The following is a 26,908-nucleotide window of genomic DNA, read 5'->3' on the forward strand; positions in this document are numbered from 1 at the left end:
CACCGATGCTGCTGCGTCACGTCGCGAGGCCCATGCTGGCCTCCTGGTTCATCTACGACGGCGTGCAGGCCGCCCTCAAGCCCGCCGAGCACGTGCGCGCCGCACGCCGCGGCGTGAGCCTGGTCGGGCAGCAGCTCGGCGTCGAGGACCCCCTCAGCGAGAAGCAGGTCGCGGCCCTGGTCCGCGTGCACGGCGCCACGACCGCGGTCGCCGGGCTGTTCCTCGCGTTCGGCAAGGCTCCGCGCACGGCCGCGCTCACGCTCGCCGCGCTCAGCGTGCCGCTCGCGGTCGTCAACCAGCCCTTCACCCCGAGCGACGTGCCCCGGGACGTGCGCACCCGCAAGTTCGTCGCGAACGTCGGGGCGATCGGCGCCGCGCTCATCGCCGGTGCCGACTACGAGGGCCGGCCGGGCGTCCGCTGGCGCGTGGACCGCGCGCGCAAGGACCTCGCGCTGGCCAAGACCGCCAAGCACCAGGTAGACACCGCCAAGCACACGATCGGGTCCACGGCCGAGAAGGCCGCGCACACCGTGACGGACAGCGCCGCGAAGGCCTCGCGGAAGGCCCGTCGCGCTGCGAGCTCGGCGACCCGGTCGGCCGTCGACTCCGTCAAGGGCGCCGTCTCCTCCTGACCTCGGCGTGCCGGCAGGCCGGTCGTCCTGCTCGGCCGCCGACGCCACGGTTCCCGGGCGCACGCACCGTGCGGCGGGGCCGCGGCGTGCCCCGCTGCACGGTGACCTGGGCGCGCGGGCGAGCGACGCCGTCGGGCGGGTGCGCGTCCACCGCGGGTGAGCGTGCAGCGCACGCGCGCCGCGCCGTCGGGCTCCCGCCGCGCTCCGGACCGAAGCCCGCTCCCCGCACCCCGTGCAATAACCTGGGGCATGTGACCAGCGACCTTCCTGCCGCCCGCTCCGACGAGACCGCCCTCGACCCGGCCGCATGGCCCGCGCCCAGCCGGACCGGCGCGACCGCCGGCGGTCCGCTCGACGCGACCGTCGCGGTCCCCGGGTCCAAGTCGCTCACGAACCGCCTCCTGGTCCTCGCGGCCCTGGCCGACGGGCCCGGCGTCCTGCGCGGCGCGCTGCGCAGCCGCGACACCGACCTCATGGCCGCCGCGCTGCGCGACCTGGGCGTGGGCATCACCGAGGGCGACGTCCCCAGCGAGCTGCACGTGACTCCCGGCGACCTGCGCGGCCCCGCCCAGATCGACTGCGGGCTCGCGGGCACGGTCATGCGCTTCGTGCCCGCGGTCGCGGCCCTGGCCGACGGCACCGTGCGGTTCGACGGCGACGAGGGTGCCCGCGTGCGGCCCATGGGCCCCGTGCTCGACGCGCTGCGCGACCTGGGCGTGCCCGTCGAGGGCCAGGACACCCTGCCCTTCACCATCACGGGGCACGGCGCGGTGCGCGGCGGCACGGTCGACGTCGACGCGTCGGGGTCGAGCCAGTTCGTCTCGGGTCTGCTGCTCGCCGCGGCCCGGTTCGACCAGGGCCTCACGCTGCGCCACGTCGGGCCCACGCTCCCGAGCGTGCCCCACATCGACATGACCGTCGAGGTCCTGCGCGAGGTCGGCGTGCACGTCGACGACTCGCGCCCCCTGACCTGGACCGTGTCGCCCGGCCCCATCGCGGCGCGCGACGTCTACGTCGAGCCCGACCTCTCGAACGCCGGCCCCTTCCTCGCCGCGGCCCTCGTGGTCGGCGGCACGGTGCGCGTGCCGGGCTGGCCCACGGTCACGACCCAGCCGGGCGCCATGATGGCCGAGCTCCTCACGGCGATGGGCGGCCAGGCAGAGCTGGTCGACGGCGTCATGGTCGTGACCGGGACCGGTGAGATCCGCGGGATCGACATCGACCTGCACGAGGCCGGCGAGCTCGCCCCCACCATCGCGGCCCTCGCCGCGCTGGCCGACTCCCCCAGCAGGCTGCGCGGCATCGCGCACCTGCGCGGGCACGAGACCGACCGCCTGGCCGCGCTCGCGACCGAGATCACGCGCCTCGGCGGTCAGGCCGAGCAGACGCACGACGGCCTCGTCATCACCCCGCGCCCGCTGCACGGCACCACGTTCCGGACGTACCACGACCACCGCATGGCGACCTCGGCGGCTCTGATCGGGCTGCGCGTCCCGGGCGTGCTCGTGGAGAACGTCGGCACGACCGCCAAGACCCTCCCCGGCTTCACGGACATGTGGGGCCGCATGCTGACCGCCGAGGGATCGGCGAGCTGATGGCGCGGCGCGTCCGCGACGAGTCCGACTTCCGCGACCGGGCGAGCAACAAGAACTCGCGCCCGCGGACCAAGCAGCGTCCCCAGCACGAGGACGCCGAGACCGGGCTCGTCACGGGCGTCGACCGCGGGCGCTACACGCTCCTGCTCGACGAGAACACCCCCGACGAGCGCACGATCCTCGCGATGAAGGCCCGCGAGCTGACCCGCAACCGCGTGGTGTGCGGCGACCGCGTGGACATCGTCGGGGACACCACGGGCGAGGACGGGACGCTCGCGCGGATCGTGCGCATCCAGGAACGCACCTCGACGCTGCGCCGCACGGCCGACGACACCGACCCGTACGAGCGCATCATCGTGGCGAACGCGGACCAGCTCGTGATCGTCACGGCCCTGGCCCAGCCCGAGCCCCGCACGCGCATGATCGACCGCTGCGTCGTGGCCGCGTACGACGCGGGCATGGACGTCCTGCTGTGCCTCACCAAGGCGGACCTCGCGGACGCGACGCCCCTGCGCGAGCTCTACGAGCCCATCGGGGTCAAGGTCGTGGTGACGCGACGGGTGCACGACGACGGGACCGCCGACGGGTTCGAGCAGGAGGGGCGCAGCGGCCACGGCGACGAGCCGGGCCACAACAGCTCGGACACGGCCGAGGACGCGTGGCGGATCGAGCCGCTCGAGGCCGTGCGGGCCGAGCTCGAGGGCCGCACGTCGGTGCTCGTGGGCCACTCCGGGGTCGGCAAGTCGACGCTCGTCAACGCGCTCGTCCCGGACGCCTACCGCGCCACGGGCGTCGTCAACGACGTGACGGGCCGCGGCCGGCACACCTCGACGTCGGCGGTCGCGCTGCGCCTGCCCGACGCCGACGGCAACCCCGCCGGGTGGGTCATCGACACGCCCGGCGTGCGCTCGTTCGGGCTCGCGCACGTCGACGTCGAGAACCTCCTCAAGGCGTTCGACGACCTCGACGTGGTCGCCGAGGACTGTCCGCGCGGCTGCACGCACCTCGACGGCGCGCCCGACTGCGCGCTCGACGACTGGCTCGAGGCCTCGCCCGAGGAGGAGAAGGCGGCGCGCACGGCGCGTGTCGAGTCGTTCCGCCGTCTGCTGGCCGCGCGCACCGGTACGGTGTGAGCCATGCCGACCTACGACGACGACCTGCGCCTGGCTCACGTGATCGCCGACCAGGTCGACTCCCACACCATGTCCCGCTTCAAGGCCCTCGACCTGACCGTGGAGTCCAAGCCGGACAACACCCCGGTGAGCGACGCGGACCGCACGGCCGAGGAGATCATCCGCAGCCACCTCTCGCGGGCTCGCGGCCGTGACGCGATCGTCGGCGAGGAGTTCGGCGAGTCCGGGCACGGCGCGCGGCGCTGGATCGTCGACCCGATCGACGGGACCAAGAACTTCGTCCGCGGCGTCCCCGTGTGGGCCACGCTCATCGCGCTGGCCGACGGCGACGAGGTCGTCGTCGGGCTCGTGTCCGCGCCCGCGCTGGGCCGCCGCTGGTGGGCCGCCAAGGGCACGGGCGCGTGGACGGGGCGCTCGCTCGCGGCCGCGAGCCGCCTGAGCGTGTCCAAGGTCAGCAGGCTCGAGGACGCGTCGCTGTCCTACTCGTCGCTGTCCGGCTGGGAGGAGCGCGGCAAGCTCGACGCGTTCCTCGACCTGACCCGCGAGACGTGGCGCACGCGCGCCTACGGCGACTTCTGGTCCTACATGCTCGTCGCGGAGGGTGCCGTGGACGCGGCCGCCGAGCCCGAGCTCGAGCTCTACGACATGGCCGCCCTGGTCCCCATCGTGACCGAGGCCGGCGGGAGCTTCACGTCGCTCGACGGCGCGCCCGGACCGTGGGGCGGCAACGCCGTGGCGACCAACGGGCTGCTGCACGACGACGTCCTGGGCCGGCTGTCCTGACGGGTCCGTCGTGAGCTGCTGACGGGCTTCTCCTACCTGCCGAGAACGAGGTTGTGGTCGCTATCCGTGGGATAGCGACCACAACCTTGTTCTGGGCACGACTACTTCTCGCGCGGCACGCTCTTGAGCTCCGACCAGTCGTACCAGAGCAGGTCGCGCTCGCTCACGCGGTCGAGGGCCGCGTCGAGGTCCTCGTCGCGGTCCTCGTCGGCGGCTGCGAAGACGTCGGCGATGTCGGTCGCGGCCTCGGGCTCGTCGACGTGGACGCACACGATCCGCACCTCGGGGATGGTCGCGGTCACCTCGACCGCGCTGGGCGCGACGTCTTCGGCGGTCTCGCCGCCGCGGGGCTCGGTCAGCGAGACCATCTCGTCGGGGACGTCGACGGTCACGACGAGACGCTGACGCGGGGCGCCGACCCGGCCGGCGATGAGCGCGAGGGAGTCGTCGGCGGCCTCGAGGGCCGCGGCGAACTCCAGGCCCTCCTCGTCCTCGTCGGGCAGCTCGCGGGAGAGGGCGGACGTGACGGCGTGAGCGGCTCGCGGAGCGAGCGACCACACGGCCTCGTCGCCGGTCACGGTGACGGCGTCGAGCTCGTCGACGGTGGCGGGAACGTAGATGCGCATGGGATCAGTGTGCCGGTTCCGGGACGCGTTCGCGTGATCCGCCCGCTGCGGGAGCCACCGGCACGGCTCCGACCTCGGTCCGCACCCGTTGCGCCAGGGCCACGATCGCGTGCCGTACCGCTGCCTCGGGCGCCAGCTCGGCGAGCGTCCGCCCCGCGAGGAGCGCCGCGTCGAGCGAGGCCCGGTCGTCGGGCAGCACGTGCAGGTCCACGACTCCCCCGTACCGACCGAGGGCGTCGCGGACGGCCGCCTCGGGGCGCGGCCCCGCCGCCGAGGCGCGGACGCGGTTCGCGACGACGATCCTGTGCGCGCCTGCTCCTGCGCCCGAGTCGGCGAGCTCGGTGAGTCCCCGCACGAGCCGCTGGATCCCGATGGCATCTGATCCCCCCACGACGAGCACGGCGTCCGCTGCGGCGAGCGCGCTGAGCGTCGCACCGTTGCGCTGGGGAGCTCGGGTGTCGTAGGTGAGGAGCTCGTCCTGCTCGATCCCGAACCCGCAGTCGATCACGGTCCAGTCCGCGAGAGCCCTGCCGTGCTCCCAGACGACGTCGAGCGACGACCCCGGGAGCTCGGGCCAGCGCGCGGCGCGGGCGATCCCGGTGAGGACGCGCAGGTGCGGTGCGACCTCGGGGGCCAGGTGGGCGAGTCCGGCGAGGTCGAGCGCGCCGTGGCTCGCGCTGCGTGCCGCCGCGGCGATCCCGGACGACTCGTCGAGCAGCCCGAGATGCTGGGCCACGGATCCGGCGTAGGTGTCCGCGTCGACCAGGAGCACGTCCTGGGGCCGGGGGCTTCCCGTGCCCGACGACCGGCCCTTCTTCCGGCGTCCTCGTCGACCCCTGCCGGTCCCGCGCTCGGGCCCCAGTCCCGCCAGCTCCGCGGCGAGGTGCACCGCGACCGTGGTCCGCCCGGGTGCGCCCGTGGGACCCCAGACGGCGAGCACCCGTCCCCGGCGCGACTCGACCGGCACCGGGGGTGCGCCTCCCGGTAGACCTGAGCCTCGACCTGCCGGGGGCGCTCCCGGGCCGTCGGCAGGTCCTGTGCCGCTCCCTCGGCCCCGCGCCTCGTCCCGCACCGTCTCGACGAGCACCGAGGTCGGCGTGCCCTCGTCGAGGACCACGTCGATCCCGATCGCCCGCAACCGGTCGGCGAGCCAGCCCTGTCCGTCGGCGAGGGCCACGACGCGCACCCCGTGCTCGTGCAGGTGGGCCACGGCCTCCCGGTCGATGCCCGGCAGGTCGGCCGAGATCACCGCTGCCGTCCCCGCTCCCGCGCCGGCCGCCGCCAGGAGCTCGGTGAGGTCGGCGCAGCGGCGCGCGACCGTGACCCCTGATCCTGGCCTCGTGAGTGCTGTCACCACGACCGTCTCGCTGTCTCCGCGCACGGCACACAGGACGGAGGCCAGGGGCGCGGTCGGTTCGTGCGTCATGACGCTCCCCCGGCGACCGGCACGACGGCGATCTCGCCCTCTGCGGCGAGAGCCCCCAGGACCTCGGGCAACGAGTCGGTCGGGACGAGCACGTGGAGCGTCGTCGCACCACCGGTGACGAGCGAGCCCGATGCCTCCGCGACCTGCGCCACGACGACCTGACCCACGAGCTCGTGCGGCGGTTCCGGGGCCGGGGACTCGTCCGCCCCGACTGCTCCTGCCCCTCTCGTGCTCGACGCGTCCGGGACGAACCAGACGTCCACGAGCGCGCCGTCCGTGACCCGGTCCGACAGCCCTCCGGTGACCGAGATGGCCACGGGACGTACCGCGAGGTCGGCTGGGTCACCGACCGCACTTCGCGGGACGAGCTCGCCCTCCCCGACGACGCGCAGCGCCACGAGGCCCTCGGGCACCGCCTCGCCCGCGACGAAGTAGGCGTCCTCCCCCGCCCCGAGGCGGACGTCGACGGTCCGGAGCGCGCCCAGGTCGAGCGGCTCGCCCGGGGTGAGCGGCCCCGCCGCGGCATAGACCGCGACGGTCCGTCCTGCCGTCGACACGGCCCACGACCCGAGCGCCACGGAGCCGGCCACGAGGACGATCCCGAGCACGAGTCGCGGGTCGCGCCAGGTGGGTCTGCGTATCCGTGCCACGGTCGGCGTGGGCGGGCGGTCGATCGTGCTCGTCATGAGGATCCGTTTCGTCGGGTCGGTCGAGGGCGGGGGCAAGGTCGGACGCTGCAGGTCGGGGCGCCGCCGCGACCCGCCTTTCGAGCAGGGCCGGGCAGCATGCTCGTGCACATCATGGCTGCTAGGAGGTGGGGGCGGGAGGTGGCCTCGGGGTGGCTGTGGACAACTCCGCCCATCCGGTGCCCCGTGGAAGAATGTCGGCATGGCACCGCGTTTTCTCACTCTCGCCGACGTGACGGAGGAGCTCAACATCTCCGCAGCACAGGCGTACGCCCTGGTCCGCAGCGGCGACCTGCCGGCGATCCAGGTCGGCGGGCGCGGGCAGTGGCGAGTCGAGGCCACCGAGCTCGAGGGATACATCCAGCGCATGTACCAGCAGACGCGCACGCGCATCGACGCCGGGGACTTCGAGGGCTGAGCCGCTCGTACCCGTCGGGGCCGTCCGTCGACGGAGCGCGCCTACCCGAGGCGTGCGGCACCCGCCCGGCACGACTGCCCGACCCTTCTGCCCCTGCATCCCCCTGCACCGGCCCCTAGGTCTCGCTCACGCACACCAGTGCGGAGAACGGCACGATTCGGCCCGACCCGGCCGTCCTGCCCGGCCCCTGGTCGTGTCGCGGCTCTTCGATGTCCAGGTGGTCCCTGCCGACCCGTGCGATCCGACCGTCCAGCTGACCAGACGTGGTCCGGACGCGGACCGGAGCACGGTCGCGCATGAGTGCGCGCAGCACCGCACCGAGCGACCTGCCCACCTCCACGTGCGAGGCAGGCGTCAGGGCGTTGCGGGTCAGGCCGGAGATCGACGCGATCGCGGTCAGCGGCACGACGTGCTGTCGCGACCTCTCGGCCAGGAGGACCCACTCAGGAGCCACGTCGCGCACCTCGGCAGCCAGACGGTGCCCGTCGGCGAGGTGAAGGTCCAGCGGCCCGCCCACGGCCGCACGCAGCCGGTCCGTCAGCAGGATCGTCGCCTGCTCTGCGCGGGTGAGCTCGGCGACGGCCTGCATCCCGTCGGCGACCTCCGCCGCATCGAGCTGTGCCGCGAGATCGGCGAACAAGAGGTCCCAGCGCACGCGGACACGCTAGTGCCTAACCGGGGGGTTTCGTCCAGACCTGTCCGCAGTGCGGCCTCCCTCTGGACAAGACAAGAAGGATCCAGTTTGATGTAACCAGATCAAACGCGATCAAACGCGATGATCAGGGGTGCACGCACGGAAGTCACCGTCTTCAGGGGGAAGCAATGACGCAGCAGTCTCGGTACGCACAGGACGGCGAGCACGGTCGACGCGCGCCGCGGCTCGCGGCTCTCGTCGCTCTCTCGACCGCGGGCGGGCTCGCCGCAGCACTCCTCGCGGGACGGGGACTCCGCATGTTCCGGTCACTGCCGGACTCTCACGTCGAGATGTACCTGGAGATTCTCGTGCTCGCCGTCGGTGCGACGCTCGCCGCGTGGGTCGCGACAACCTCTGCCCTGGCCCTCGCCTGTGTGATCGCCCGGAGCGGCGGGCGGCGATGGGACGCGGGCGAGCGGCTCGTGCTGCGTCATGCGCCCGCAGCGGTCCGCCGGCTGGCCAGCATCGGCGTCTCGCTCTCGGTCGGTGCCGGGCTGGCCCTGGGAGCAGGCTCCGCGCAAGCCGCCGAGCCCCCGTCTGTACCGGAGCTCAGCGTGAACGGACCCGTCGTCGACCTGGGATGGCAACCCACCGCGCGGACGGACAGCCCGGTCGGCGACGAAGCGCACCAGCCTGCCGTGGGCTCGACCGACGGCCTCCCCGGGGACGCGGCCCAGGTCGCGCCCACGCCCTCGTCCAGTCCCCCGCCATCGGCAGGAGGCCAGCCCTACGCCCACGCCGACGGCTCGTCCCCCGAGCCGGGTCCTTCTGGTCCTGCGCTCGTCCCCCCCGGGTCCGCCTCCCGGTCGGCTGCACCGACGTCCGAGTCGTCCGCCGAGCCGACGACTCCCCACGCCGCGGCACAGTCGCCCCACGCCCCGACGGTCATGGACACCTCGCCGGCCGGGCGGCCTGACGTCGCCGCGACTGGTTCTCCGCAGCCCCCTCACGTTCCCCTCGGTCCGCTGCTCGGCTCCCCAGCACGGACCGCAGCGCCTTCCTCGACCATGACGTCGGATCCCGCCGCGCCCGCACCCTCTGTCGTGGAGATCGTCGTGCTCCGCGGCGACACCCTGTGGTCGATCGCGAGCAGGAGCCTGGGCCCGAACGCCTCTGACGCATCGGTCGCCACCGAGTGTCAGCGGTGGTTCGACGCCAACCGAGACGTCATCGGTGACGATCCCGACCTCATCAAGCCTGGTCAGATCCTCAGCGCGCCCCGGTCTCCCTGACCTCGACCGGGGCGACCGCCCCGGCACAGCACTTCCTCACGACCGGCTCCCGGCCGGTCCCACGTCTCGCCGAGGGGCGCTCGCACGGGCGCCCGGTCCCTTGTCGTACCCGAAGGAGCACCATGTCGATCTCCACGGAGCCCCCCACCGTCCGCACCCTGCGCTCCGGCGCCGTCCCCCGCCACGAGCCCGTCGCGACCTTGCCGCGGGCCGGCCGCCGATCAGTACGGGTTCTGACGTTCGGCGGCCCACCCCAGTTCCCGCACTCCGAGGACCTGGAGGAGAGCGGCCGACCCGTGGTCACCGCGCCAGAGGCGGACCTGCCGGACCCGACCTCGATCTGCTGCTCGGTCGTCCGTGCCGCGATCGAGGTGCTGCGAGGCGAGCGCCCCGTCGCACAGCTCCAGCGCTGGCTCGCCCCCGACGTGTTCGACGCGATCGGTCGCCGCGCGCAGCTCACCCAGGGCGCGCCGGACCGCGTCGCGGCCTCCCGTCCCGTCGCGATCCGTCGAGCCAGGCTTCTGCGGCTCGGCGACACGGCCGCCGAGGCCACCATCGTCCTGGAGGACATGGACAGAGTGCGAGCGGCGGCCGTCCGACTCGAGGCACGACGCGGCGTGTGGCGCGTCGTGGTCCTCGAGATCGGCTGACCGCCGCTCGCAGTGCTCCTCGGGCGAGGACTACTCCTCTTCGTTCAACCCGTGGCAGAGCTTGTACTTCTTGCCCGAGCCGCAGGGGCACTTGGCGTTGCGGGGCGTGCCGGGGAACGTGCGCCCGTCACCCTCGACCGCGGTCGCCTCGCCGTGCAGGGCGCGGCGAGCGCGGCGCGAGCCGTCGCCCGAGACCACGGCCTGGCCCGAGCCGTCGTCCGACGGCGCCGAGTACTGCAGCGGGATCTGCTCGCCCGGACCGTCGAGGCCCTTGGCGATGAGCGTGGGCTCGGCCTTCGGTGCCGGGGCCTCGGGGGCCGCAGGAGCGTCCTCGACGGGCGCGTCCACGACCTCCTCGGCGACCGGCTCGTCCTGCACGGCCTGCGCCTCAGCCGCGGCCTTCGCGGCGGCGGCTGCCGCCACGGCAGCACCCGCGGCCGCAGCCCCGGCCGTCCCGCCGAACGCCTGGCCCGCCGCCGACTGCGCGGCCGCAGCGGCCGACACCGGGTTGACCGCGGGCGTGGTGGGCTCGGCGACCTTGACCTCGAGGTTGAACAGGAAGCCGACCGACTCCTCCTTGATGGCCTCGGTCATGGCCTGGAAGAGCTGGAAGCCCTCGCGCTGGTACTCGACGAGCGGGTCGCGCTGCGCCATGGCGCGCAGGCCGATGCCCTCCTTGAGGTAGTCCATCTCGTAGAGGTGCTCGCGCCACTTGCGGTCCAGCACCGAGAGCACCACGCGGCGCTCGAGCTGACGCATGTTGGAGCTCCCGAGCGACGCCTCACGGTCCTGGTAGGCCACGCGTGCGTCGGACAGGATCTCCTCGAGGATCAGCTCACGCGTCAGACGCGTGGCTCCCCCCGCCTGCTCGACGACCTCGTCCACCTCGATCGAGACCGGGTAGACCGCGCGCAGCGCCGTCCACAGGCCCTCGAGGTCCCAGTGCTCCGGGTTGCCCTCGGACGTGGCGCCGTCGACGTACGCCGTGACGACGTCGGTGATGAAGTGCTGGATCTGCTCCTGCATGTCCTCGCCCTCGAGGACGCGGCGACGCTCGTCGTAGATGACGGTGCGCTGACGCGAGAGGACGTCGTCGTACTTGAGGACGTTCTTGCGGATCTCGAAGTTGCGCGCCTCGACCTGACCCTGCGCGCTCGCGATGCCGCGCGTGACGATCTTGGACTCGAGAGGCACGTCGTCCGGGAAGCCCGCGCGGTTCATCATGGACTCGGCGAGGTTCGAGTTGAACAGACGCATCAGGTCGTCCTGCATCGACAGGTAGAACCGGGACTCGCCCGGGTCACCCTGACGGCCGGAACGACCACGCAGCTGGTTGTCGATACGACGCGACTCGTGACGCTCGGTGCCGAGCACGTACAGCCCGCCGAGCTCCTTGACCTCGTCGTGCTCCGCGGCCACCGCGGCCTTCGCGCGCTCGACGGCCTCGGGCCACGCGGCCTCGTACTCCTCGGGGTTCTCCGTGGCGTCCAGCCCACGGGCCGCGAGGTCCGCGACGGCCATGAACTCGGCGTTGCCACCGAGCATGATGTCCGTCCCACGACCGGCCATGTTGGTCGCGACCGTGACCGATCCCTTGCGGCCGGCCTGCGCGACGATCGCGGCCTCGCGCTCGTGCTGCTTGGCGTTGAGGACCTCGTGCGGGACGCCCTGCTTCTTAAGCTTGGACGAGAGCAGCTCGGACTTCTCGACGCTCGTGGTGCCGACCAGGACCGGCTGCCCCTCGGCGTGGCGCTCGACGATGTCCGCGACGACCGCGTCGAACTTGCCCTCCTCGTTCTTGTAGACGAGGTCCGGCTGGTCCACGCGCTGCATCTTGCGGTTCGTGGGGATGGGGACGACGCCCAGCTTGTACGTGCCCTGGAACTCGGCGGCCTCGGTGTCGGCCGTACCGGTCATCCCCGAGATCTTGTCGTACAGACGGAAGTAGTTCTGGAGCGTGATCGTGGCGAGCGTCTGGTTCTCCGCCTTGATCTGCACGCCCTCCTTGGCCTCGATGGCCTGGTGCATGCCCTCGTTGTAGCGGCGGCCCGCGAGGATACGACCCGTGTGCTCGTCGACGATCATGACCTCGCCGTTGAGGACGACGTAGTCCTTGTCGCGCTTGAAGAGCTCCTTGGCCTTGATCGCGTTGTTGAGGAACCCGATGAGCGGCGTGTTGAGCGACTCGTACAGGTTGTCGATGCCGAGGTAGTCCTCGACCTTCGCGATGCCGGGCTCGAGCACGCCGATGGTGCGCTTCTTCTCGTCGACCTCGTAGTCGGTCTCCGGGTTCAGGCGGCGGACGACCTTGGAGAACTCGCCGTACCAGCGGTTCGCGTCGCCCGACGCAGGACCCGAGATGATGAGCGGCGTGCGCGCTTCGTCGATGAGGATCGAGTCGACCTCGTCGACGATCGCGTAGTTGTGGCCGCGCTGCACCAGGTCGTCGGTGCTCCACGCCATGTTGTCGCGCAGGTAGTCGAAGCCGAACTCGTTGTTCGTCCCGTACGTGATGTCCGCGGCGTACTGCTCGCGGCGGACCGCCGGGGTCTGCCCGGAGATGATGCAGCCCGTCGTGAGGCCGAGGGCGCGGAACACGCGGCCCATCAGGTCGCTCTGGTACTTGGCGAGGTAGTCGTTGACCGTGACGACGTGGACGCCCTTGCCGGACAGCGCGTTGAGGTACGCCGGGAACGTCCCGACGAGGGTCTTGCCCTCACCGGTCTTCATCTCCGCGATGTTGCCCATGTGCAGGGCGGCGCCACCCATGAGCTGCACGTCGTAGGCGCGCTGACCCAGGGTGCGGCGAGCCGCCTCGCGGACCGCGGCGAAGGCCTCGGGGAGCAGCTCGTCGAGCGTCGCCCCGTTCGCGATCCGCTCCTTGAAGCGGTCCGTCTCCTCGCGCAGCTCCTCGTCACTGAGGTCCTCGAAGCTGGGCTCCAGCTTGTTGACCTGCTCAGCCAGGCCGGACAACTTCTTCAGGATCCGGCCCTCGCCGAAGCGCAGGACCTTCTCGAGGATCGCAGGCACGCAGTACTCCCGTATCGATCGCGCCCCCGGGCCGGACGGTCCGGGGCGAATGCGAGGCGACCACCGTTCGGCAGTCGGCTGGATCACACCACAGACCATCGTAGGCGAGTCCCGAGCGTGGTAGGGCTTCTGTCCGGCGATGGGGGTTTCGCTCTGCGGCGAAACCCCCATCGCCGGCCGCCCGGGACGCCTACCCCGCGGCGCCCTGGACCGGGACCTGGGCGAGCTCGGCGGCGAGCGCGGGGGCGAGGTCCCCCGCAGGCCCGACGGCGACGCTCGCCATCCCCAGCCAGCCCGCCATGAGGCGCAGCTCGGCCGCGAGCGCCGGGGCGGTCTCCGTGTCCGCGTACTCCTCGCGGTGGGCCGCGAGGACCCGCAGGACGCCCGCACGGCGGTCCGCCTTGAGGTCCACCTTGGCCGTGATGCGGTCCCCCTGGAGGAACGGCAGGACGTAGTAGCCGTGGACCCGCTTGGCCGCGGGCACGTAGATCTCGATGCGGTAGCGGGTCCCGAACAGCTGCTCGAGCCGCGTGCGCTCGAACACGAGCGGGTCGAACGGGCTGAGCAGCGCGCGCCCCTGGGCCCGGCGCGGGAGCACGGCGTCACGGTGGAGATACGTGGTCTCGTCCCAACCCCGCACCTCGACGGGCCGGAGCACGCCGTCCTCGACGAGCTCGTCGAGCGCACGACGTGGGGCCGGCCCCTTGAGCCGGAAGTAGTCGCGGAAGCAGCGCAGCGTCCCGACCCCGTGCGCCCTGGCCCCGATCTCCAGGAGCCGGCGGACCGCGTCCTGGTCGCTCACGGGTGGGGCCGCGACGACCGCGGGGGGAAGGACGCGTTCGGTCAGGTCGTAGCAGCGCTCGAACGCCGCGTTGCGGCGCGCGGCCGTGATCTCACCCGTGAAGAAGAGGAACTCGAGGGCCCGCTTGGCGAGCGACCAGTTCCAGCCCCACTCGGTCGTGGTGCGCGCCTCGCCCATGCCCTGCGCCTCGAGCAGCTCGTGGACCTCGCCGGCCGTGATCGGTCCACGCTCCGCGACGATCCCCCGGACGTGCTCGACCACCGCGGAGTGCGACAGCTCGACACCGCTGATGGCCCCCCACGCCTCGGTCCGGTAGGCACGCTGGCGCCACTCGAGGAGCCGGTAGGTCTCGGGCGGTACGTACGAGGCCACGTGCCCCCAGTACTCCACGAGCCGGCGCGGCGCCCGGCCCGCCGCGCGGTCGAGCAGGGTCACGTCGTAGGGACCGAGCCGTGAGTAGAGCGGGACCAGGTGCGCCCGGGCCAGGACGTTGACCGAGTCGATCTGGAGCAGCCCCAGGCGGTCCACGGTGCGCTGGACGTGCCGCAGCGTGACCTGCCGGGGCGCAGCGCCGTCGTCGGGCCGGGGGGCGTGCAGACCCTGCGCGGCGAGCGCGACGCGGCGAGCCTGGGCGAGCGACATGGTCTCGGTCTTCACCCGACCCATCCTGCCCGTCCCCCCTGACACGCGCCGCGTCACACCGCACGGGCCACGCGGTGCAGGGCGCACGCCGACGGGGTGGCGCCGCCTGGTCGGCGACGCCACCCCGTCGGGTCGGTCCTAGGTCACGTGGACCTCACGGTGCTCACCCCTGGTCGGGGGATCCCTTCATGCCACCCGCGCAGGCCGTGTCGAGCGCGATGACCCCGTAGCTCCAGCCCCTGCGCCGGTAGGCGACCGAGGGGCGGGCGGTCTCGACGTCGACGAAGAGGTAGAAGTCGTGGCCCACCATCTCCATCTCGTAGAGGGCGTCGTCGATCGTCATGGGCTCGGCGGAGTGGAGCTTCTGACGGATGACGACGGGCGAGTCGCCGAGCTGGGTCTCGACCGCTTCGCCGGGCACGCCGGGGTGCGCGACCACCGGCTCCGGCTGCTTGTCCTCCGGGATGAACGGGCGGACGTCGACGGGCGGCTGCGGGTTGTTGTTGCGGTGGTCCTTGCGGCGGTCGCTGACACGCCGCAGCCTCTCCTGGAGCTTGTTCATGGCCAGGTCGAGTGCCCCGAACCGGTCGTCTGCTGCCGCCTCGGCGCGGACGACGGGTCCCTTGGCGCGGACGGTCAGCTCGACCCTCTCGCGCACCTCGGACAGTCGGGGGTTGTTCTCGTGGGTGACCTCGACGTCGATCCGCTGGGCGGTCGGTGCGAGCTGCTCGAACTTCGCGAGCTTTTCTTCCACGTGTCGGCGGAAGCGGTCAGCCACTTCCGTGTGCCTGCCGACGACAACGATCTCCATGTGAGCCTCCGCAAAGGGTCTCGGACGCTCCCGTTACTCCAGAGCGTCCCGTGTGGTCCTGGGTCTGGCTCCCCCGAGGGGGATCCGGAGTACCTATCACCTCCCTGCCCGAAGACCTAGCCTCGGGCCTGTCGCTCTGTGGCCGCACGGGTCCCGTTACCAACCGTTCCCCGTGACGACTGGACCCCAGGTTAACCCCCCTGCGAGGTAAAGGCAGCATCTACGTGAGATGAACTTCGTGGGCCGCGGAACCCTGCCGCGGAGGGGGTGTCGCGGCGACCACGAAGGCCCCCAGGACGTGCGCTCCGAGCCCTTCCAGGGCCCGCTCGCAGGCCGCGAGCGTGGCGCCCGTGGTGAGTACGTCGTCGACCAGGAGGCATGCGGCTCCCGCGAGCGACGGGCCCGGGGCGGCGCCGCGCCGGGGCGCACGGACGGTCGTCAACCGTTCTCCGCGGCCTCGTGACCCCCGCCCCACCTGGTCGTGCCCGCGTTGCGTCAGCAGCCGTACGGGCGTCGCCTCGACGCCTGCCGCACAGAGCCCCTGCGCGAGCGCGCGGGCCAGCGACAGGACGGGTTCTCGTCCCCGTGCGCGCCGTGCTGCGGCGGTCGAGGGCGCGGGCACCACGAGCACGGGGTCCCGGCCGCTCCCGGCACAGGCCCTGGCCTCTCCGCGCCCGACGGCGGCCCGCACGCCGGGCGCCAGGATCACCCCAGCGTGGTGCGCCGCGGCGTCGAGCACCCCCGTGAGGTCGACCCGGCCCTTGTCCTTCCACGCCACGACCACGTCCCTCAGCGGGCCCGCGTACGGCGCACAGGCCCACACGGGCAACGGGGCCCGGCCGTCGAGCCTGTCGAGCCGAGGGGCGTCGCGCTCACGGCGGATCGGGGCGCCGTCGAGCAGCCCGGCGCACGCCGGGCACAGGGCGATGTCCCGCATACCGCAGCCCGGACACTCGATCGGGACGACGAGCCGGGTCAGCGAGGCCGCAGCGCCCGCGAGCGCGGCGACGAGAGGGCGTGTGCCCCCGGCAGCCGTGACGGGCGTGACAGGCGTGACCGACACGCGCCGGTCGCGTCCCGTGCCCGGCCGGGGCGACGGGTCGTCCGGGGACCGGGAGGGCTGCACGGAGGAGGGCACGGCCCGAGCCTGTCACGTCCCGCCGCACACCGGGCGAGGGCGAGCCCGTTCTGTGGACACGTGGCCCGTCCCCGTGCCTGTGCACGGGCAGGACCACCGCCAGGTCAACCCGGGAACGCCGGCAGGGCGACCCCCTCGATCCGCTTCTCCCACACGGCGCCGGACCGGCTGCGCCCGAACAGCGTGCCGTCCTCGGTCAGGACCTGGACCGTCCGTTCCCCGTCGCCCGCGCTGATCGCCGTCGCTCCCGCGACCGGGGAGAGTCGGGTCGTGTCTCCCCCGACCGCGACGAGGTGGACCGCCGGAGACGTCTCCGCCTCGTCGGTCCCCAGGACCGCGAGCAGCGTCTCGTCGGCCCACACGACCTGCGCGGCCGACCTGATCGGTGCCCCGACACGGAAAGGTTCCGACAGCGCGGTCGGCACGTCCTTCTCGTCGCGCACGATCCCTGCGACGTCGACGCGCGTGGCTCCCAGGGCGTCCGAGCTGACCACCGCGATCCTCGCCCCGTCGTGAGCCACCCGGATCGACTGGACGGAGCGACCAGCGAGCCACGGGACCGCCACGTCGACCGGGGTCCCGGGTTCGGTCAGGTCCGACCGCACGACCTGCAGCGCTCCCGCCTGCGCCCGCGGCCCCGACCAGACGCCACCCAGCCGGTCCACGCTCGGAGCGAGCAGACCGGTGCCGGTCAGGAGGGTCGCGCCCGGAAGGTTCTTGGACGGCAGACGCAGCAGGCTGCCCGCTCCGTCCCTGACGACGAGCAGCCGGGCGTTGGCGCCCTGCGCGAGCGCGGTCGCGTCGATGCCCTCGAGCGGGACGGCAGGCGCCAGCGGCACCAGGTCGTCGGCTCCCGTCTCGAGCGTCATGACCTGCCCCTCGGCCGCGACGATCTCGTTGCCCACGGCGTCGGCCTTGGCCAGCACCGGGCCGCCGGCGGGCGTGCTGAGCAGGTCCTCGCCCCGGTAGAGGTTGACCGTCAGCGGCACCGCGTCGAAGAGCGTCGCCTCGAGCTGCGCCTTGAGCAGCGCACGGTCCTCGGGGGAGGCGAGCGAGATCGCGTCCGTCAGTCGGACGTCGACGACGCCACCCTCGTTCGTGACCGCGTCGATGCTCAGGCGCGTCCCCTCGGGGACGACGACGTCCGTCGACCCCCGGAGCCACTCGACGGGGCCGATCAACGTCTCGTCCACCGCGTTGGTCTGCCAGGTCCGGTTGGGGAACCACCGCTCGTCGGGGACCAGGACCTCACGGTCGGCCGAGGGGAAGTAGAGGCGGGTCGACCTGAAGGCTGCCAGGAAGCTGGCCTGAGACAGCAGCAACCCGTCCTCGGCCGTCTCGATCCTCCACTGCCCGTCCCCCTGACGCACGAGCCCGAACGAGACGACCGTGGTGACCGGCACGTCCTCGGTGTACACGCCGCGCTTGTCGAGCGCCCCGACGACCGACGCGCTGCCCGTGACCGTGACAGCGCCGGTCTGCATCGCCTCCTCGTCGTACGTCAGGTCGAGGTCCCCGTCGAAGACCAGCACCTGCGTCTTCCAGTCCCAGTCGTCCGACGTGAGGAACTCCTGCGCGACGTCGAAGTCGCCGGCCGGCCCGGCTGCCTGCGCGGTCAGGAAGCCCGACACGATGCCCTTCGGGTCGTCTCCGGCCGCGGGACCCCGCGCCCGCAGGCCGGGAGCGTTGAAGCCCTGCACCACGGTGTCCCCCTGGATCACGGGACCGGAGGTGGGGATCGCCGCGCAGCCCGAGAGCGCGACAGCCGCCACGACGAGGCTCGCGGCCCGCGCGATCCAGCGACGTCGTCGTTCCACGGTGCTCGTCACGGTCGCTCCTCGTCGGCGGTGTGCTCGGACGCCGCTCGGAGCGCCCCCTGGCGTCCGGCGACCAGAAGCTCGTCCGGAAGGACGGGCAGCGCCGACGGGCTCGTGGTCCCCTCGGCCGGGTCCTCGACCTGACCGACCGGACCCGTCACCGGGCCGAGCCCACGCATGCGGGTCGGTTCCTCCGGGACGAGCGGCAGCGGGGAGGACGCGAGGTGGATCCCGGCCCGGAGCGGGAGCGTGAGCCGGAACGCAGCGCCCCGACCCGGGCGGCCCCACACCTCGAGCCACCCGCCGTGCAGGTGGGCGTCCTCGAGCGAGATCGCCAGGCCGAGCCCGGTCCCGCCGGTCGTGCGAGCCCGCGCCGGGTCGGCCCGCCAGAAGCGGTCGAACACGTGCATCGCCTCGTCCTCGGTCATCCCCACGCCGTGGTCACGGACGACGATCGCGACCGCGTGACGGTCCTGCGCGACAGTGATCTCGACGGGTCGCTCCTCGGCGTGCTCGATCGCGTTGACCACGAGGTTGCGCACGATCCGCTCGACCCGTCGCGGGTCGACGTCCGCGATCGCGGGCTCGTCCGGGAAGTGCACCGACATCCACACGCCCTTGCGCTCGGCGAGCGGAGCCGCGAGGTCGACCGCCGCGTTGACGACGTCACGCACGTCGCGCCGCTCGGCGTCCAGCTGCGCGGCCCCCGCGTCGAACCGGCTGATCTCGAGGAGGTCCGCCAGAAGGTCCTCGAACCTGTCGAGCTGGGTCTGGAGGAGCTCGGCCGACCGCTTGGACGCGGGGTCGAACTCGTCGCGCGAGGCGTGCAGGACCTCGCCTGCCATGCGGATCGTCGTGAGCGGCGTGCGCAGCTCGTGCGACACGTCCGACACGAAGCGCCGCTGGAGCAGCGACAGCTCCTCCATCCGACCGATCTGGAGCTGGAGGCTCTCGGCCATCTCGTTGAACGAGCGCGCGAGCGTCGCGAGCTCGTCGTGGCCCTTCACCGGCAGACGCTCGTTCAGGTGACCGTCGGCGAGGCGTTCGGCGACGCTCGCGGCGTTGCGGACCGGCTGGACCGCCTGGCGGGTCACGACCCAGGTGATGAGCACCAGGATGCCCACCATGAAGGCCGCACCGAGGGCGAGCGTCCCCTGGAGGAAGGACAGCGTCTCCTGCTCGGGCGCGAGCGAGTAGAGGAAGTAGAGCTCGTAGGTCCCGACCGTGGGGACCTGGACCTTGGAGCCCACGAGCACTCCGGGGTCCACGGGCGAGCTCGGGTCGGACGGGTCCCGCGGGATCGCGACCGACTGGAGCTCGCGACCGTCGCTCTCGAGGACCGCGTCGCGCAGCTCGTCCGAGACCAGGCTCGTCAGCTGGTTGTCGGTGCTGACGTCGTTGAGGCGCGAGGTGGCCCCCTCGGGCCGCATGAGGAAGATCTTGCGGTCGGGGCTGCCGCTCGTGCGCAGGGTGTTGTGGACGTCGAGCAGGAGCGTCTGGAGCTCGGAGTCCTTGGTCTTGGACAGCGACGCCGTGAACAGGCTCTGCGCCTGCTGGAACGAGTTCGCGCTCTCGACGTTGATCTGCTCGAGCCGCTGCTCGAACAGGCCGTCACGCATGGTGCTCGACAGGTAGGCCCCGAGGGCCGCGACCGTGACCGCACCCACGACGAGCGCGGTCCCGACCACGCGCAGCTGCATCGACGACCGGGCGCGCCAGGTGAGCCGACCGACCGTGGCGCGCACACGACGTCGGGTACGGCGGAACCTCAGCCCCACCCGACCTCGCAGCGACGAGCTGCTCACCCGCGTGCCGCGCCCGCCTTGTAGCCGACGCCGCGCACCGTCAGGACGATCTCCGGGTTCTCCGGGTCGTGCTCGACCTTGGACCGCAGCCGCTGCACGTGGACGTTCACCAGGCGTGTGTCCGCAGCGTGGCGATAGCCCCAGACCTTCTCCAGGAGGACCTCGCGCGTGAAGACCTGCCAGGGCTTGCGCGCCAGGGCGACCAGCAGGTCGAACTCGAGCGGCGTGAGCGCGATGGGGCGCGCGTCGCGCGTGACCCGGTGCCCCGTCACGTCGATCTCCACGTCACCGATCGCCAGGTGCTCGGGGGCCGGCTCGTCCGAGCGGCGCAGCCGCGCACGGATGCGAGCCACGAGCTCCTTGGGCTTGAACGGCTTGGAGATGTAGTCGTCTGCTCCGGACTCGAGGCCGAGCACCACGTCGACCGTGTCGCTCTTGGCCGTGAGCATGATGATGGGCACCCCGGACTCCGCGCGGATCAGGCGGCACACCTCGGTGCCGTCCTTGCCCGGGAGCATCAGGTCCAGGAGGACGAGGTCCGGCTGCGTGCTGCGGAACGTCGCCAGGGCGAGGTCCCCGTCCGCGCAGAAGACCGGGTCGAACCCCTCGGAGCGCAGCACGATGCCGATCATCTCGGAGAGGGCGGTGTCGTCGTCGACCACAAGCACGCGTACCTTCATGACCCCATTTTGCCATCGACCCCGGCAGCGCCCGACCGAACCACCGTACGGCGCCCACTGTTCACCCGGGCGGTTCGCTCGCAGCACCTGACAGGCCCCCGTACTAGGGTGGGCCGCGACCACGCAGGGCACTGCCGCAGTGCCGTGCACGGCCGCACCAGGACGAGGCCTCCGGGCCCCACAGAACCGAGCGGGGACAGCAGAGCAGATGACGACGCCCGACGACGCCGGCACGCCAGCACCGGACGACACCCCGCGCTACGGCCAGCGCGCACCGCAGCCCCCTGAGGGCACGGTCACGCCCGGTGGCGGCGCACCCGTCCAGCCCGGTGCGCCGCAGTACGGACAGCCCGGTCAGTACGGCCAGCCGACGCAGCCCGGTACGCCGTACGGCCAGCAGGGCCAGTACGGCCAGCCCGCGCAGCCGGGCCAGCCCGCGCAGCCGGGCCAGCCCGCGCCGAACGCCTGGGGCCAGCCGCAGTACGGGCAGCCGGGCCAGTACGGACAGCAGGGCCAGCAGGGGCAGTACGGTGCCCCCCAGTACGGCGCCCCGGTGCAGCCCGGCTACGGACCGCCGGCCTTCGCCGGAATGCCCTACGCCCCGCCCGCGAACAAGCCCGGCATCATCCCGCTGCGCCCCCTGACGCTGGGCGAGATCTTCGACGGCGCGTTCGGCGCGATCCGTTCCAACCCCAAGGTCATGCTCGGGATGAGCGCGACCGTGATCGCGATCGCGACGATCCTCGGGATGGCGCTCGGAGCCCTCGTGTCCGGGATCTTCGCGCCGCAGCTCGCCCAGCTCGAGACGGAGCTCGGCAGCGACGTACAGGTCCTCACGGACATGCTCCCGCTCCTGGGGGCGTCGCTCGTGACCGGCGTCGTCCTCGCGCTCGCGCTGCCGATCGTCAACGGCATCCTGATCACGTCCGTCGGGCAGTCGGTCATCGGGCGCAAGGCGACCGTCGGTGAGGTCTGGGCCCAGGTGCGCTCCAAGGTGTGGCCCCTCATCGGCTTCTCGTTCCTCAGCAACCTCGTGGTCTACGTGGCGACGTTCCTGTACGTGCTGCTGACGATCCTGGGCTTCACGGTCGGCGTGGGGCTCGGGATCGTCCTCCTGCTCGTCGGGCTCGCCGGACTTGTCGCGTTCCTCGCGTGGTTCATCGTCCGGACGCTCCTGATCCCGCCCGCCCTGGTGCTCGAGGGCCAGGGGTTCCGTTCGGCGGTCGTGCGTGGTTGGACGCTGACCCGTGGCGCCTACTGGCGCACCCTCGGGATCTCGCTGCTGGCCTACATCGCGGTGAGCGTCATCGCCAGCATCGTCGTCTACCCGTTCTCGGCCATCACGACCTTCCTCGTGACGGACACCTTCGGGGTCCTGGCCCTGACCGCGGTGGCACAGATCATCAGCTCGGTCGTCACGTCGGTGTTCCTCGCGGGCGTCGTCTCGCTCCTGTACATCGACGTGCGCATGCGCCGTGAGGGACTCGACGTCGAGCTCACGGCCGCGGCGAACGAGCACGCCGAGCACGGCACGGCGTGACCGGGGCGCTCTCCGCGTCGCTCGCCGCCGGGCAGGCGGCCTGGTCGGCGCGCCTGGAGCTGCCGGTGGCGCTGCGTGGGGACGTCCCCGTGACTCCCGACGCCGACACGGCCCGCCGCTGGCTCCAGGAGGAGCTGCTCGATCCCGTCTACCAGGACCAGCCATCCCTGCTCATGCGCTTCATCGACTGGCTGGTCGGTCTGTTCGACGGCGTCGAGGTCCTCGACGTGAACCCGGTGGTCGCGTCGCTCGTCGTGGTCGGCGTGGTCCTCGTCGTCGCGGTGATCGCCTACGTGATCGCGGGCCCCGTCCGGCTCTCGCGCCGGGCTCGTACGTCGGCCACGGTGTTCGAGGACGACACGCGCTCGGCCACCGACCTGCGCGCGGCGGCCGACGCCGCGGCGGCGGCCGGCGACTGGGCCACGGCCGTCGTCGAGCGCTACCGGGCCGTCGTCCGCTCGCTCGAGGAACGGGTGATCCTCGACCCGCGCCCCGGGCGCACGGCCCACGAGGCGGCCGACGCGGCGACCCTGCGTCTTCCGTCCCTCGCGGACCGGCTCGCAGGCGGCGCCCGCCTGTTCGACGACGTCCGGTACGGGAAGGTGTCCGTCGGCGCCGCCGCCGACCAGACCCTGCGCGAGCTCGACGCCGCAGCGCTCGCGACCCGCCCGACGCCCGTCGGTACCGGCCCGACGCCGGATCCCGCCGACGGAGCCGGCGACCTGCCCGTCGGGACCGGGACGTCCTCGACGTCGGGAGCAGAACGATGACGACCGGACTCGCCGCCCCTCCGCCCCCTGTCTCGGCCCCGGACGCGTCCTCGTCCGCGGTCACCACCGCCTACGTGCCCGCCCCGGTCATCGGCGACGGCACCACGGCCGGCTCGCGCGCACGGCGACGGTGGCGTGCCGTGCGCTGGCCGCTCGCGGTCCTGCTCCTCGTCGCGATCGTCGCGGGCCTCGCGGCCCTGTCCCGACCGGCCGTGTCCAGCACGCCCCTGGCCCCCGACAACCCGGGCCCCTACGGTGCCCGTGCGCTCGCCCAGGTGCTCGGCGACCAGGGCGTCGAGGTCGCGTACGTGACCACGACCGCGGACGCGGTCTCCCGGGCCCTCGCCGGGACCACTCTCCTCGTGACCTCGGACCTCGACCTCCTGCCCGAGCAGATCGACGCCCTCCTCGAGACCGAGGCCGACCTGGTGCTCGTCGAGCCCGGGTACGACCTGCTCGAGGGTGCGACCGGCGGGACCGCGACCCTGGCCGACGACTGGTCTTCTCCCGACGCCACCCGAGCCCCGGAGTGCAGCGACCCGGACGCCGTCGCCGCGGGCGCCATCCGCAGCACGGGCTTCGGGCTCACCGCGACCGGGCCCGGTTCCCTCGTCTGCTTCCCGGGGGACGACAGCCCGCCGGACACCGGCGCGTACCTCGTCCACGAGGGCGAGCGCCGCGTCGTCGCGCTCGACGACGGGACCCTGCTCACCAACGCGAGCATCACCGAGGACGGGAACGCCGCGCTCGCGCTGCGCTCGCTCGGACGCCACGAGACCCTCACGTGGTTCGTGCCGAGCCTCACGGACGCCACGATCTCCGAGGACGTCGGTGCTGGCACCGGCACGCTCCCCCCGTGGGTCTCGGTCGTGCTCGTCCAGCTCCTCGTGGTCGCGTTCTTCGCGGCACTCTGGCGCGGGCGCCGCCTGGGACGGCTCGTGACCGAGGACCTGCCCGTCGTGGTCCGCGCGTCGGAGACCACGCGAGGACGCGGACGGCTCTACCGGCGCTCCCGCTCGCGCGGCCACGCGGCCGCGGGCCTGCGGGCCCACAGCGCCGACCGCATGGCCGCACGCCTGGGACTTCCCCGCTCGGCGGCCGCCCCGGCCCTGATCGACGCGATCGTCCGTGCCACGCACCGACCGGCCGAGCAGGTCGCGCACCTCCTGTACGGACCACCACCCGCCGACGACGCAGCGCTGCTCGAGCTCGCACGTCACCTTGACCAGTTGGAGAGCGAGGTCTTCCACCCGTGACGCACCACCCCGAGGGGACGAACCCCTATCAGCAGCCCGCCGAGCGCTACGCGCCGTCGCCGGCCCAGCCCGCGACGCCCCCCGCGTACGGGGCTCCGGTCCCCGCTGCTCCCGCCCAGCCCACCCCGGCGCAGGCACCCGCGGCGCCCGCCCCGCAGCCCGTGACCGACGCTCCCGCGCACGCTGCGCCGTCGGGCCCCTCGCACGAGCTGCGCGCAGCCCTCGCGGCCGTGCGCACCGAGGTCGGCAAGGCCGTCGTCGGTCAGGATGCCGCGGTCACGAGCCTGCTCATCGCGATGCTCTGCAAGGGCCACGTGCTCCTCGAGGGCGTGCCCGGCGTCGCCAAGACGCTGCTCGTGCGCACGCTCGCAGCCTCGCTCGACCTGGACACCAAGCGCGTCCAGTTCACGCCCGACCTCATGCCCGGCGACGTCACGGGATCGCTCGTGTACGACGCGCGCACGGCCGAGTTCTCGTTCCGCGAGGGCCCCGTCTTCACGAACCTGCTCCTGGCCGACGAGATCAACCGCACGCCTCCCAAGACGCAGGCCTCGCTGCTCGAGGCCATGGAGGAGCGCCAGGTCTCGGTCGACGGGACGCCGCGGATGCTGCCGGACCCGTTCCTCGTCATCGCGACGCAGAACCCCGTCGAGTACGAGGGCACCTACCCGCTGCCCGAGGCCCAGCTCGACCGCTTCCTGCTCAAGCTCGTCCTGCCGCTGCCCGAGCGCGACCAGGAGATCGAGGTCCTCGCACGGCACGCCGCGGGCTTCAACCCGCGCGACCTCGCCGCCGCGGGGGTGCGGCCCGTCGCGGGCCGCGAGGTCCTCGACCGCGCACGCGCCGAGGTCGCCCAGGTCCAGGTCTCGCGCGAGGTCCTCGGCTACGCCGTGGACGTGTGCCGCGCGACGCGTCACTCCCCCTCGCTGTCGCTCGGCGTGTCGCCCCGAGGCGCCACGGCGCTGCTCGCGACGTCCCGCGCGTGGGCCTGGCTGTCCGGTCGCGGGTACGTCACGCCCGACGACGTCAAGGCCCTGGCCCACCCGACGCTGCGTCACCGCGTCCAGCTGCGCCCCGAGGCCGAGCTCGAGGGCGTGACCGCGGAGAGCGTGCTGGACACGGTGCTGGCCTCCGTGCCGGTCCCGCGCTGAGCGCCGGCAGCCTGAAGGGATGACATGGCTCTGACGTGGCGTGCCGTCGCGCTGGCCGCCCTCGGGGTGGTGGCGGTCCTCGTCGTGCCCTCGTACGGCACGGTCCTGGTCTGGGCGCTCGTGGTGGCGCTGCTGTGCGCGCTCGACGTGACCCTGGCGGCCTCCCCGCGGCGGGTCGCGGTCGAACGGCGTGTCCCGGGCTCGGTCCGCCTCACGGGTCGCGCGACGTCGCAGCTCGTCGTGACGAACCTGACCGGCAGGCGCCTGCGCGCAGTGGTCCGCGACGCCTGGGCCCCCTCGGCGGGCCCGCAGGTCAACCGGCACCCCGTCGACCTGCCCCCCGGTGAGTCGGCGCGCCTGACGACCGTGCTGGTGCCCACCCGGCGCGGCGACCGGCTCGCGGACAAGGTCACGATCCGCGCCGCGGGACCGCTCGGGCTCGCGGCCCGCCAGGTCTCGCTCGACGTGCCCGGACGTCTGCGCGTCCTGCCCGAGTTCGCGTCGCGCCGGCACCTGCCGAGCCGGCTCGCCCGCCTGCGCGAGATGGACGGGCGCGCCGCGGTCCAGGTGCGCGGCGAGGGGACCGAGTTCGACTCGCTGCGCGAGTACGTGATCGGCGACGACGTACGGTCGATCGACTGGCGTGCCTCGGCGCGCCGGGCGGACATGGTCGTGCGCACGTGGCGACCCGAGCGCGACCGTCGCGTCCTGATCGTGCTCGACACCTCGCGCACGTCCGCGGCCCGCATCGGCGACGAGCCGCGGCTCGACGCGAGCATCGAGGCTGCCCTGCTGCTCTCGGCCCTGGCGGGGAGGGCCGGCGACCGCGTCGAGCTGTTCGCGTACGACCGCGGGGTGCGCGCCCGCGTCGCAGGTGCGGCGGGCCCGCGGCTCATGCCGGCCCTCGCCGACGCGCTCGCACCCATCGAGCCCGCGCTGCTCGAGACCGACTGGCCGGGGCTCGTCGGCTCGGTCCACCAGCGCCTCTCGCAGCGCGCGCTCGTGGTCCTGCTCACGACGCTCGACCCGGCTGCTGTCGAGACCGGCCTGCTGCCCGTCGTCGGGCAGCTGACCTCCAAGCACCAGGTCGTCGTCGCCTCGGTCGCCGACCCCGAGGTCGCGGCCCTGCGTGCGGCCAGGGACTCGAGCGCCGACGTCTACGACGCCGCGGCTGCCGCGCGCGTCGAGCTCGAGCGCACGGCGGTGCGGACCGTGCTCTCGCAGAAGGGCGTCGAGGTGGTCGAGGGGCTGCCCGAGGAGCTCGCGCCGCGGCTCGCCGACACGTACCTCGCGCTCAAGGCGGCCGGGCGGCTGTGACCGCCGGGCCGCCCGGCCCCGGCAAGACGCCGGCAAGACACGAGCACGGCACCGGGGTCTCGCCGGTACTCGTCGGGACCGGCGAGACCCGCCGTCACAGCACCGTCACACGACCCGTCGCACCGCTCCCAGGACGCCGTCTAGGCTGGTACCTGTCCCGCCCCACCACCCGAGGAGCAGCACCGTGCGCCGACCGGCCACCTCGCGCGACCGTGAAGCACGCAACCGCCGCGTCGCGATCATCGTGATCTTCGCGCTGTCCGCAACGTTCGTC

23 protein-coding genes are annotated in these 26,908 nt (G+C 73.1%); 12 read left to right on the top strand and 11 right to left on the bottom strand.

Translation table 11 applies throughout. From position 1 onward, the window contains the following. Nucleotides 1–5: 5 nt before the first annotated feature. The 4 genes from H9641_RS00610 (at nucleotide 6) to hisN (ending at nucleotide 4,143) form a co-directional block, all read left to right on the top strand. Nucleotides 6–632: a DoxX family membrane protein gene (locus H9641_RS00610; RefSeq protein ID WP_191800058.1), complete on the top strand. Its 627-nt coding sequence runs from the start codon at nucleotides 6–8 to the stop codon at nucleotides 630–632. 251 nt (nucleotides 633–883) lie between these two features. Then, entirely contained in the window at nucleotides 884–2,227 is a 1,344-nt protein-coding gene (aroA, locus tag H9641_RS00615) for a 3-phosphoshikimate 1-carboxyvinyltransferase (RefSeq protein WP_191800060.1), read from the top strand. Beyond that, a complete protein-coding gene (gene rsgA / locus H9641_RS00620; RefSeq protein WP_191800062.1) occupies nucleotides 2,227–3,360 on the top strand; it encodes a ribosome small subunit-dependent GTPase A in 1,134 nt (377 codons plus the stop codon). Before aroA ends, rsgA begins: the two co-directional genes overlap by 1 nt. A gap of 3 nt (nucleotides 3,361–3,363) precedes the next feature. After that, nucleotides 3,364–4,143, top strand: a complete 780-nt coding sequence (hisN, locus tag H9641_RS00625; protein WP_191800064.1) for a histidinol-phosphatase — start codon at nucleotides 3,364–3,366, stop codon at nucleotides 4,141–4,143. 101 nt (nucleotides 4,144–4,244) lie between these two features. Here hisN and H9641_RS00630 read toward each other — a convergent pair whose 3' ends face one another. From H9641_RS00630 to H9641_RS00640, 3 genes are read right to left on the bottom strand one after another with little or no spacing between them, the layout of a single operon-like run. Then, nucleotides 4,245–4,769 (bottom strand): DUF6912 family protein, encoded by a 525-nt coding sequence (locus H9641_RS00630; protein ID WP_191800066.1) that lies wholly within the window; start codon nucleotides 4,767–4,769, stop codon nucleotides 4,245–4,247. 4 nt (nucleotides 4,770–4,773) lie between these two features. Continuing rightward, the gene (locus H9641_RS00635) at nucleotides 4,774–6,195 is read right to left on the bottom strand and encodes an AAA family ATPase (protein WP_191800068.1); all 1,422 of its coding nucleotides are present in this window, start codon (nucleotides 6,193–6,195) and stop codon (nucleotides 4,774–4,776) included. Further along, on the bottom strand, nucleotides 6,192–6,881 hold the full coding sequence (locus tag H9641_RS00640; protein WP_191800070.1) for a hypothetical protein: 690 nt from the start codon (nucleotides 6,879–6,881) through the stop codon (nucleotides 6,192–6,194). The genes H9641_RS00635 and H9641_RS00640 overlap by 4 nt, the downstream gene beginning before the upstream one ends. A 202-nt stretch (nucleotides 6,882–7,083) precedes the next feature. Between H9641_RS00640 and H9641_RS00645 the strand changes: the two genes are divergently transcribed. Further along, nucleotides 7,084–7,299 carry a helix-turn-helix domain-containing protein gene (locus tag H9641_RS00645; RefSeq protein ID WP_068625395.1) on the top strand — a complete coding sequence of 72 codons (216 nt, stop codon included), beginning with the start codon at nucleotides 7,084–7,086 and terminating at the stop codon, nucleotides 7,297–7,299. Nucleotides 7,300–7,414: 115 nt separating this feature from the next. On the opposite strand, the gene H9641_RS00650 is transcribed toward H9641_RS00645, so the two are convergent. After that, nucleotides 7,415–7,954 carry a hypothetical protein gene (locus H9641_RS00650; RefSeq protein ID WP_191800072.1) on the bottom strand — a complete coding sequence of 180 codons (540 nt, stop codon included), beginning with the start codon at nucleotides 7,952–7,954 and terminating at the stop codon, nucleotides 7,415–7,417. Between the two features lie 167 nt (nucleotides 7,955–8,121). On the opposite strand from H9641_RS00650, the gene H9641_RS00655 reads away from it, so the two are divergent. Continuing rightward, a complete protein-coding gene (locus H9641_RS00655) occupies nucleotides 8,122–9,225 on the top strand; it encodes a LysM peptidoglycan-binding domain-containing protein (protein ID WP_191800074.1) in 1,104 nt (367 codons plus the stop codon). A gap of 122 nt (nucleotides 9,226–9,347) precedes the next feature. Next, entirely contained in the window at nucleotides 9,348–9,875 is a 528-nt protein-coding gene (locus tag H9641_RS00660) for an Rv3235 family protein (protein WP_191800076.1), read from the top strand. A gap of 30 nt (nucleotides 9,876–9,905) precedes the next feature. Here H9641_RS00660 and secA read toward each other — a convergent pair whose 3' ends face one another. From secA to mtrA, 7 genes are all read right to left on the bottom strand, one after another. After that, a complete protein-coding gene (secA, locus tag H9641_RS00665; protein WP_191800078.1) occupies nucleotides 9,906–12,905 on the bottom strand; it encodes a preprotein translocase subunit SecA in 3,000 nt (999 codons plus the stop codon). Between the two features lie 190 nt (nucleotides 12,906–13,095). Continuing rightward, nucleotides 13,096–14,373 carry a winged helix-turn-helix domain-containing protein gene (locus tag H9641_RS00670; protein WP_056646090.1) on the bottom strand — a complete coding sequence of 426 codons (1,278 nt, stop codon included), beginning with the start codon at nucleotides 14,371–14,373 and terminating at the stop codon, nucleotides 13,096–13,098. A 139-nt stretch (nucleotides 14,374–14,512) separates the two neighbouring features. Further along, nucleotides 14,513–15,160: a ribosome hibernation-promoting factor, HPF/YfiA family gene (hpf, locus tag H9641_RS00675; RefSeq protein ID WP_056646087.1), complete on the bottom strand. Its 648-nt coding sequence runs from the start codon at nucleotides 15,158–15,160 to the stop codon at nucleotides 14,513–14,515. Between the two features lie 220 nt (nucleotides 15,161–15,380). Then, complete coding sequence (locus H9641_RS00680; protein ID WP_318244297.1) at nucleotides 15,381–16,298, bottom strand: ComF family protein; 918 nt, start codon at nucleotides 16,296–16,298, stop codon at nucleotides 15,381–15,383. Nucleotides 16,299–16,402: 104 nt separating this feature from the next. Beyond that, a complete protein-coding gene (locus H9641_RS20535; protein WP_056646085.1) occupies nucleotides 16,403–18,127 on the bottom strand; it encodes an LpqB family beta-propeller domain-containing protein in 1,725 nt (574 codons plus the stop codon). Beyond that, nucleotides 18,124–19,815, bottom strand: coding sequence for an MtrAB system histidine kinase MtrB (gene mtrB, locus H9641_RS00690; RefSeq protein WP_191800586.1), 1,692 nt, complete (start codon nucleotides 19,813–19,815; stop codon nucleotides 18,124–18,126). The genes H9641_RS20535 and mtrB overlap by 4 nt, the downstream gene beginning before the upstream one ends. 101 nt (nucleotides 19,816–19,916) lie before the next feature. Continuing rightward, complete coding sequence (gene mtrA, locus H9641_RS00695) at nucleotides 19,917–20,600, bottom strand: MtrAB system response regulator MtrA (RefSeq protein WP_056646082.1); 684 nt, start codon at nucleotides 20,598–20,600, stop codon at nucleotides 19,917–19,919. A 208-nt stretch (nucleotides 20,601–20,808) separates the two neighbouring features. Here mtrA and H9641_RS00700 point away from each other — a divergent pair, with 208 nt between their 5' ends. The 5 genes from H9641_RS00700 to H9641_RS00720 all read left to right on the top strand — a co-directional run bounded on the left by H9641_RS00700 (nucleotide 20,809) and on the right by H9641_RS00720 (nucleotide 26,634). Beyond that, nucleotides 20,809–22,140 carry a hypothetical protein gene (locus H9641_RS00700; protein WP_191800080.1) on the top strand — a complete coding sequence of 444 codons (1,332 nt, stop codon included), beginning with the start codon at nucleotides 20,809–20,811 and terminating at the stop codon, nucleotides 22,138–22,140. Next, nucleotides 22,137–22,910 carry a DUF4129 domain-containing protein gene (locus tag H9641_RS00705; protein WP_318244299.1) on the top strand — a complete coding sequence of 258 codons (774 nt, stop codon included), beginning with the start codon at nucleotides 22,137–22,139 and terminating at the stop codon, nucleotides 22,908–22,910. Before H9641_RS00700 ends, H9641_RS00705 begins: the two co-directional genes overlap by 4 nt. Next, nucleotides 22,907–24,166, top strand: a complete 1,260-nt coding sequence (locus H9641_RS00710; RefSeq protein ID WP_191800082.1) for a DUF4350 domain-containing protein — start codon at nucleotides 22,907–22,909, stop codon at nucleotides 24,164–24,166. Before H9641_RS00705 ends, H9641_RS00710 begins: the two co-directional genes overlap by 4 nt. Nucleotides 24,167–24,327: 161 nt before the next feature. Beyond that, the gene (locus H9641_RS00715; protein WP_191800590.1) at nucleotides 24,328–25,317 is read left to right on the top strand and encodes an AAA family ATPase; all 990 of its coding nucleotides are present in this window, start codon (nucleotides 24,328–24,330) and stop codon (nucleotides 25,315–25,317) included. 24 nt (nucleotides 25,318–25,341) lie between these two features. Further along, nucleotides 25,342–26,634, top strand: coding sequence for a DUF58 domain-containing protein (locus H9641_RS00720; protein WP_191800084.1), 1,293 nt, complete (start codon nucleotides 25,342–25,344; stop codon nucleotides 26,632–26,634). The last annotated feature ends 274 nt before the right edge of the window (nucleotides 26,635–26,908 follow it).

It is taken from the genome of Oerskovia merdavium, assembly GCF_014836755.1.
GTDB classification, from domain to species: Bacteria; Actinomycetota; Actinomycetes; order Actinomycetales; family Cellulomonadaceae; genus Oerskovia; species Oerskovia merdavium.

Coding starts and splice junctions, on each gene's coding strand:
- mtrA (WP_056646082.1), bottom strand. CDS start 20,600: ATGAAGGTACGCGTGCTTGTGGTCGACGACGACACCGCCCTCTCCGAG.
- rsgA (WP_191800062.1), top strand. CDS start 2,227: ATGGCGCGGCGCGTCCGCGACGAGTCCGACTTCCGCGACCGGGCGAGC.
- hisN (WP_191800064.1), top strand. CDS start 3,364: ATGCCGACCTACGACGACGACCTGCGCCTGGCTCACGTGATCGCCGAC.
- H9641_RS00700 (WP_191800080.1), top strand. CDS start 20,809: ATGACGACGCCCGACGACGCCGGCACGCCAGCACCGGACGACACCCCG.
- mtrB (WP_191800586.1), bottom strand. CDS start 19,815: ATGCAGCTGCGCGTGGTCGGGACCGCGCTCGTCGTGGGTGCGGTCACG.
- H9641_RS00640 (WP_191800070.1), bottom strand. CDS start 6,881: ATGACGAGCACGATCGACCGCCCGCCCACGCCGACCGTGGCACGGATA.
- H9641_RS00610 (WP_191800058.1), top strand. CDS start 6: ATGCTGCTGCGTCACGTCGCGAGGCCCATGCTGGCCTCCTGGTTCATC.
- H9641_RS00645 (WP_068625395.1), top strand. CDS start 7,084: ATGGCACCGCGTTTTCTCACTCTCGCCGACGTGACGGAGGAGCTCAAC.
- H9641_RS00635 (WP_191800068.1), bottom strand. CDS start 6,195: ATGACGCACGAACCGACCGCGCCCCTGGCCTCCGTCCTGTGTGCCGTG.
- H9641_RS00630 (WP_191800066.1), bottom strand. CDS start 4,769: ATGCGCATCTACGTTCCCGCCACCGTCGACGAGCTCGACGCCGTCACC.
- H9641_RS00655 (WP_191800074.1), top strand. CDS start 8,122: ATGACGCAGCAGTCTCGGTACGCACAGGACGGCGAGCACGGTCGACGC.
- H9641_RS00710 (WP_191800082.1), top strand. CDS start 22,907: ATGACGACCGGACTCGCCGCCCCTCCGCCCCCTGTCTCGGCCCCGGAC.
- hpf (WP_056646087.1), bottom strand. CDS start 15,160: ATGGAGATCGTTGTCGTCGGCAGGCACACGGAAGTGGCTGACCGCTTC.
- H9641_RS00720 (WP_191800084.1), top strand. CDS start 25,342: ATGGCTCTGACGTGGCGTGCCGTCGCGCTGGCCGCCCTCGGGGTGGTG.
- H9641_RS00660 (WP_191800076.1), top strand. CDS start 9,348: ATGTCGATCTCCACGGAGCCCCCCACCGTCCGCACCCTGCGCTCCGGC.
- H9641_RS00670 (WP_056646090.1), bottom strand. CDS start 14,373: ATGGGTCGGGTGAAGACCGAGACCATGTCGCTCGCCCAGGCTCGCCGC.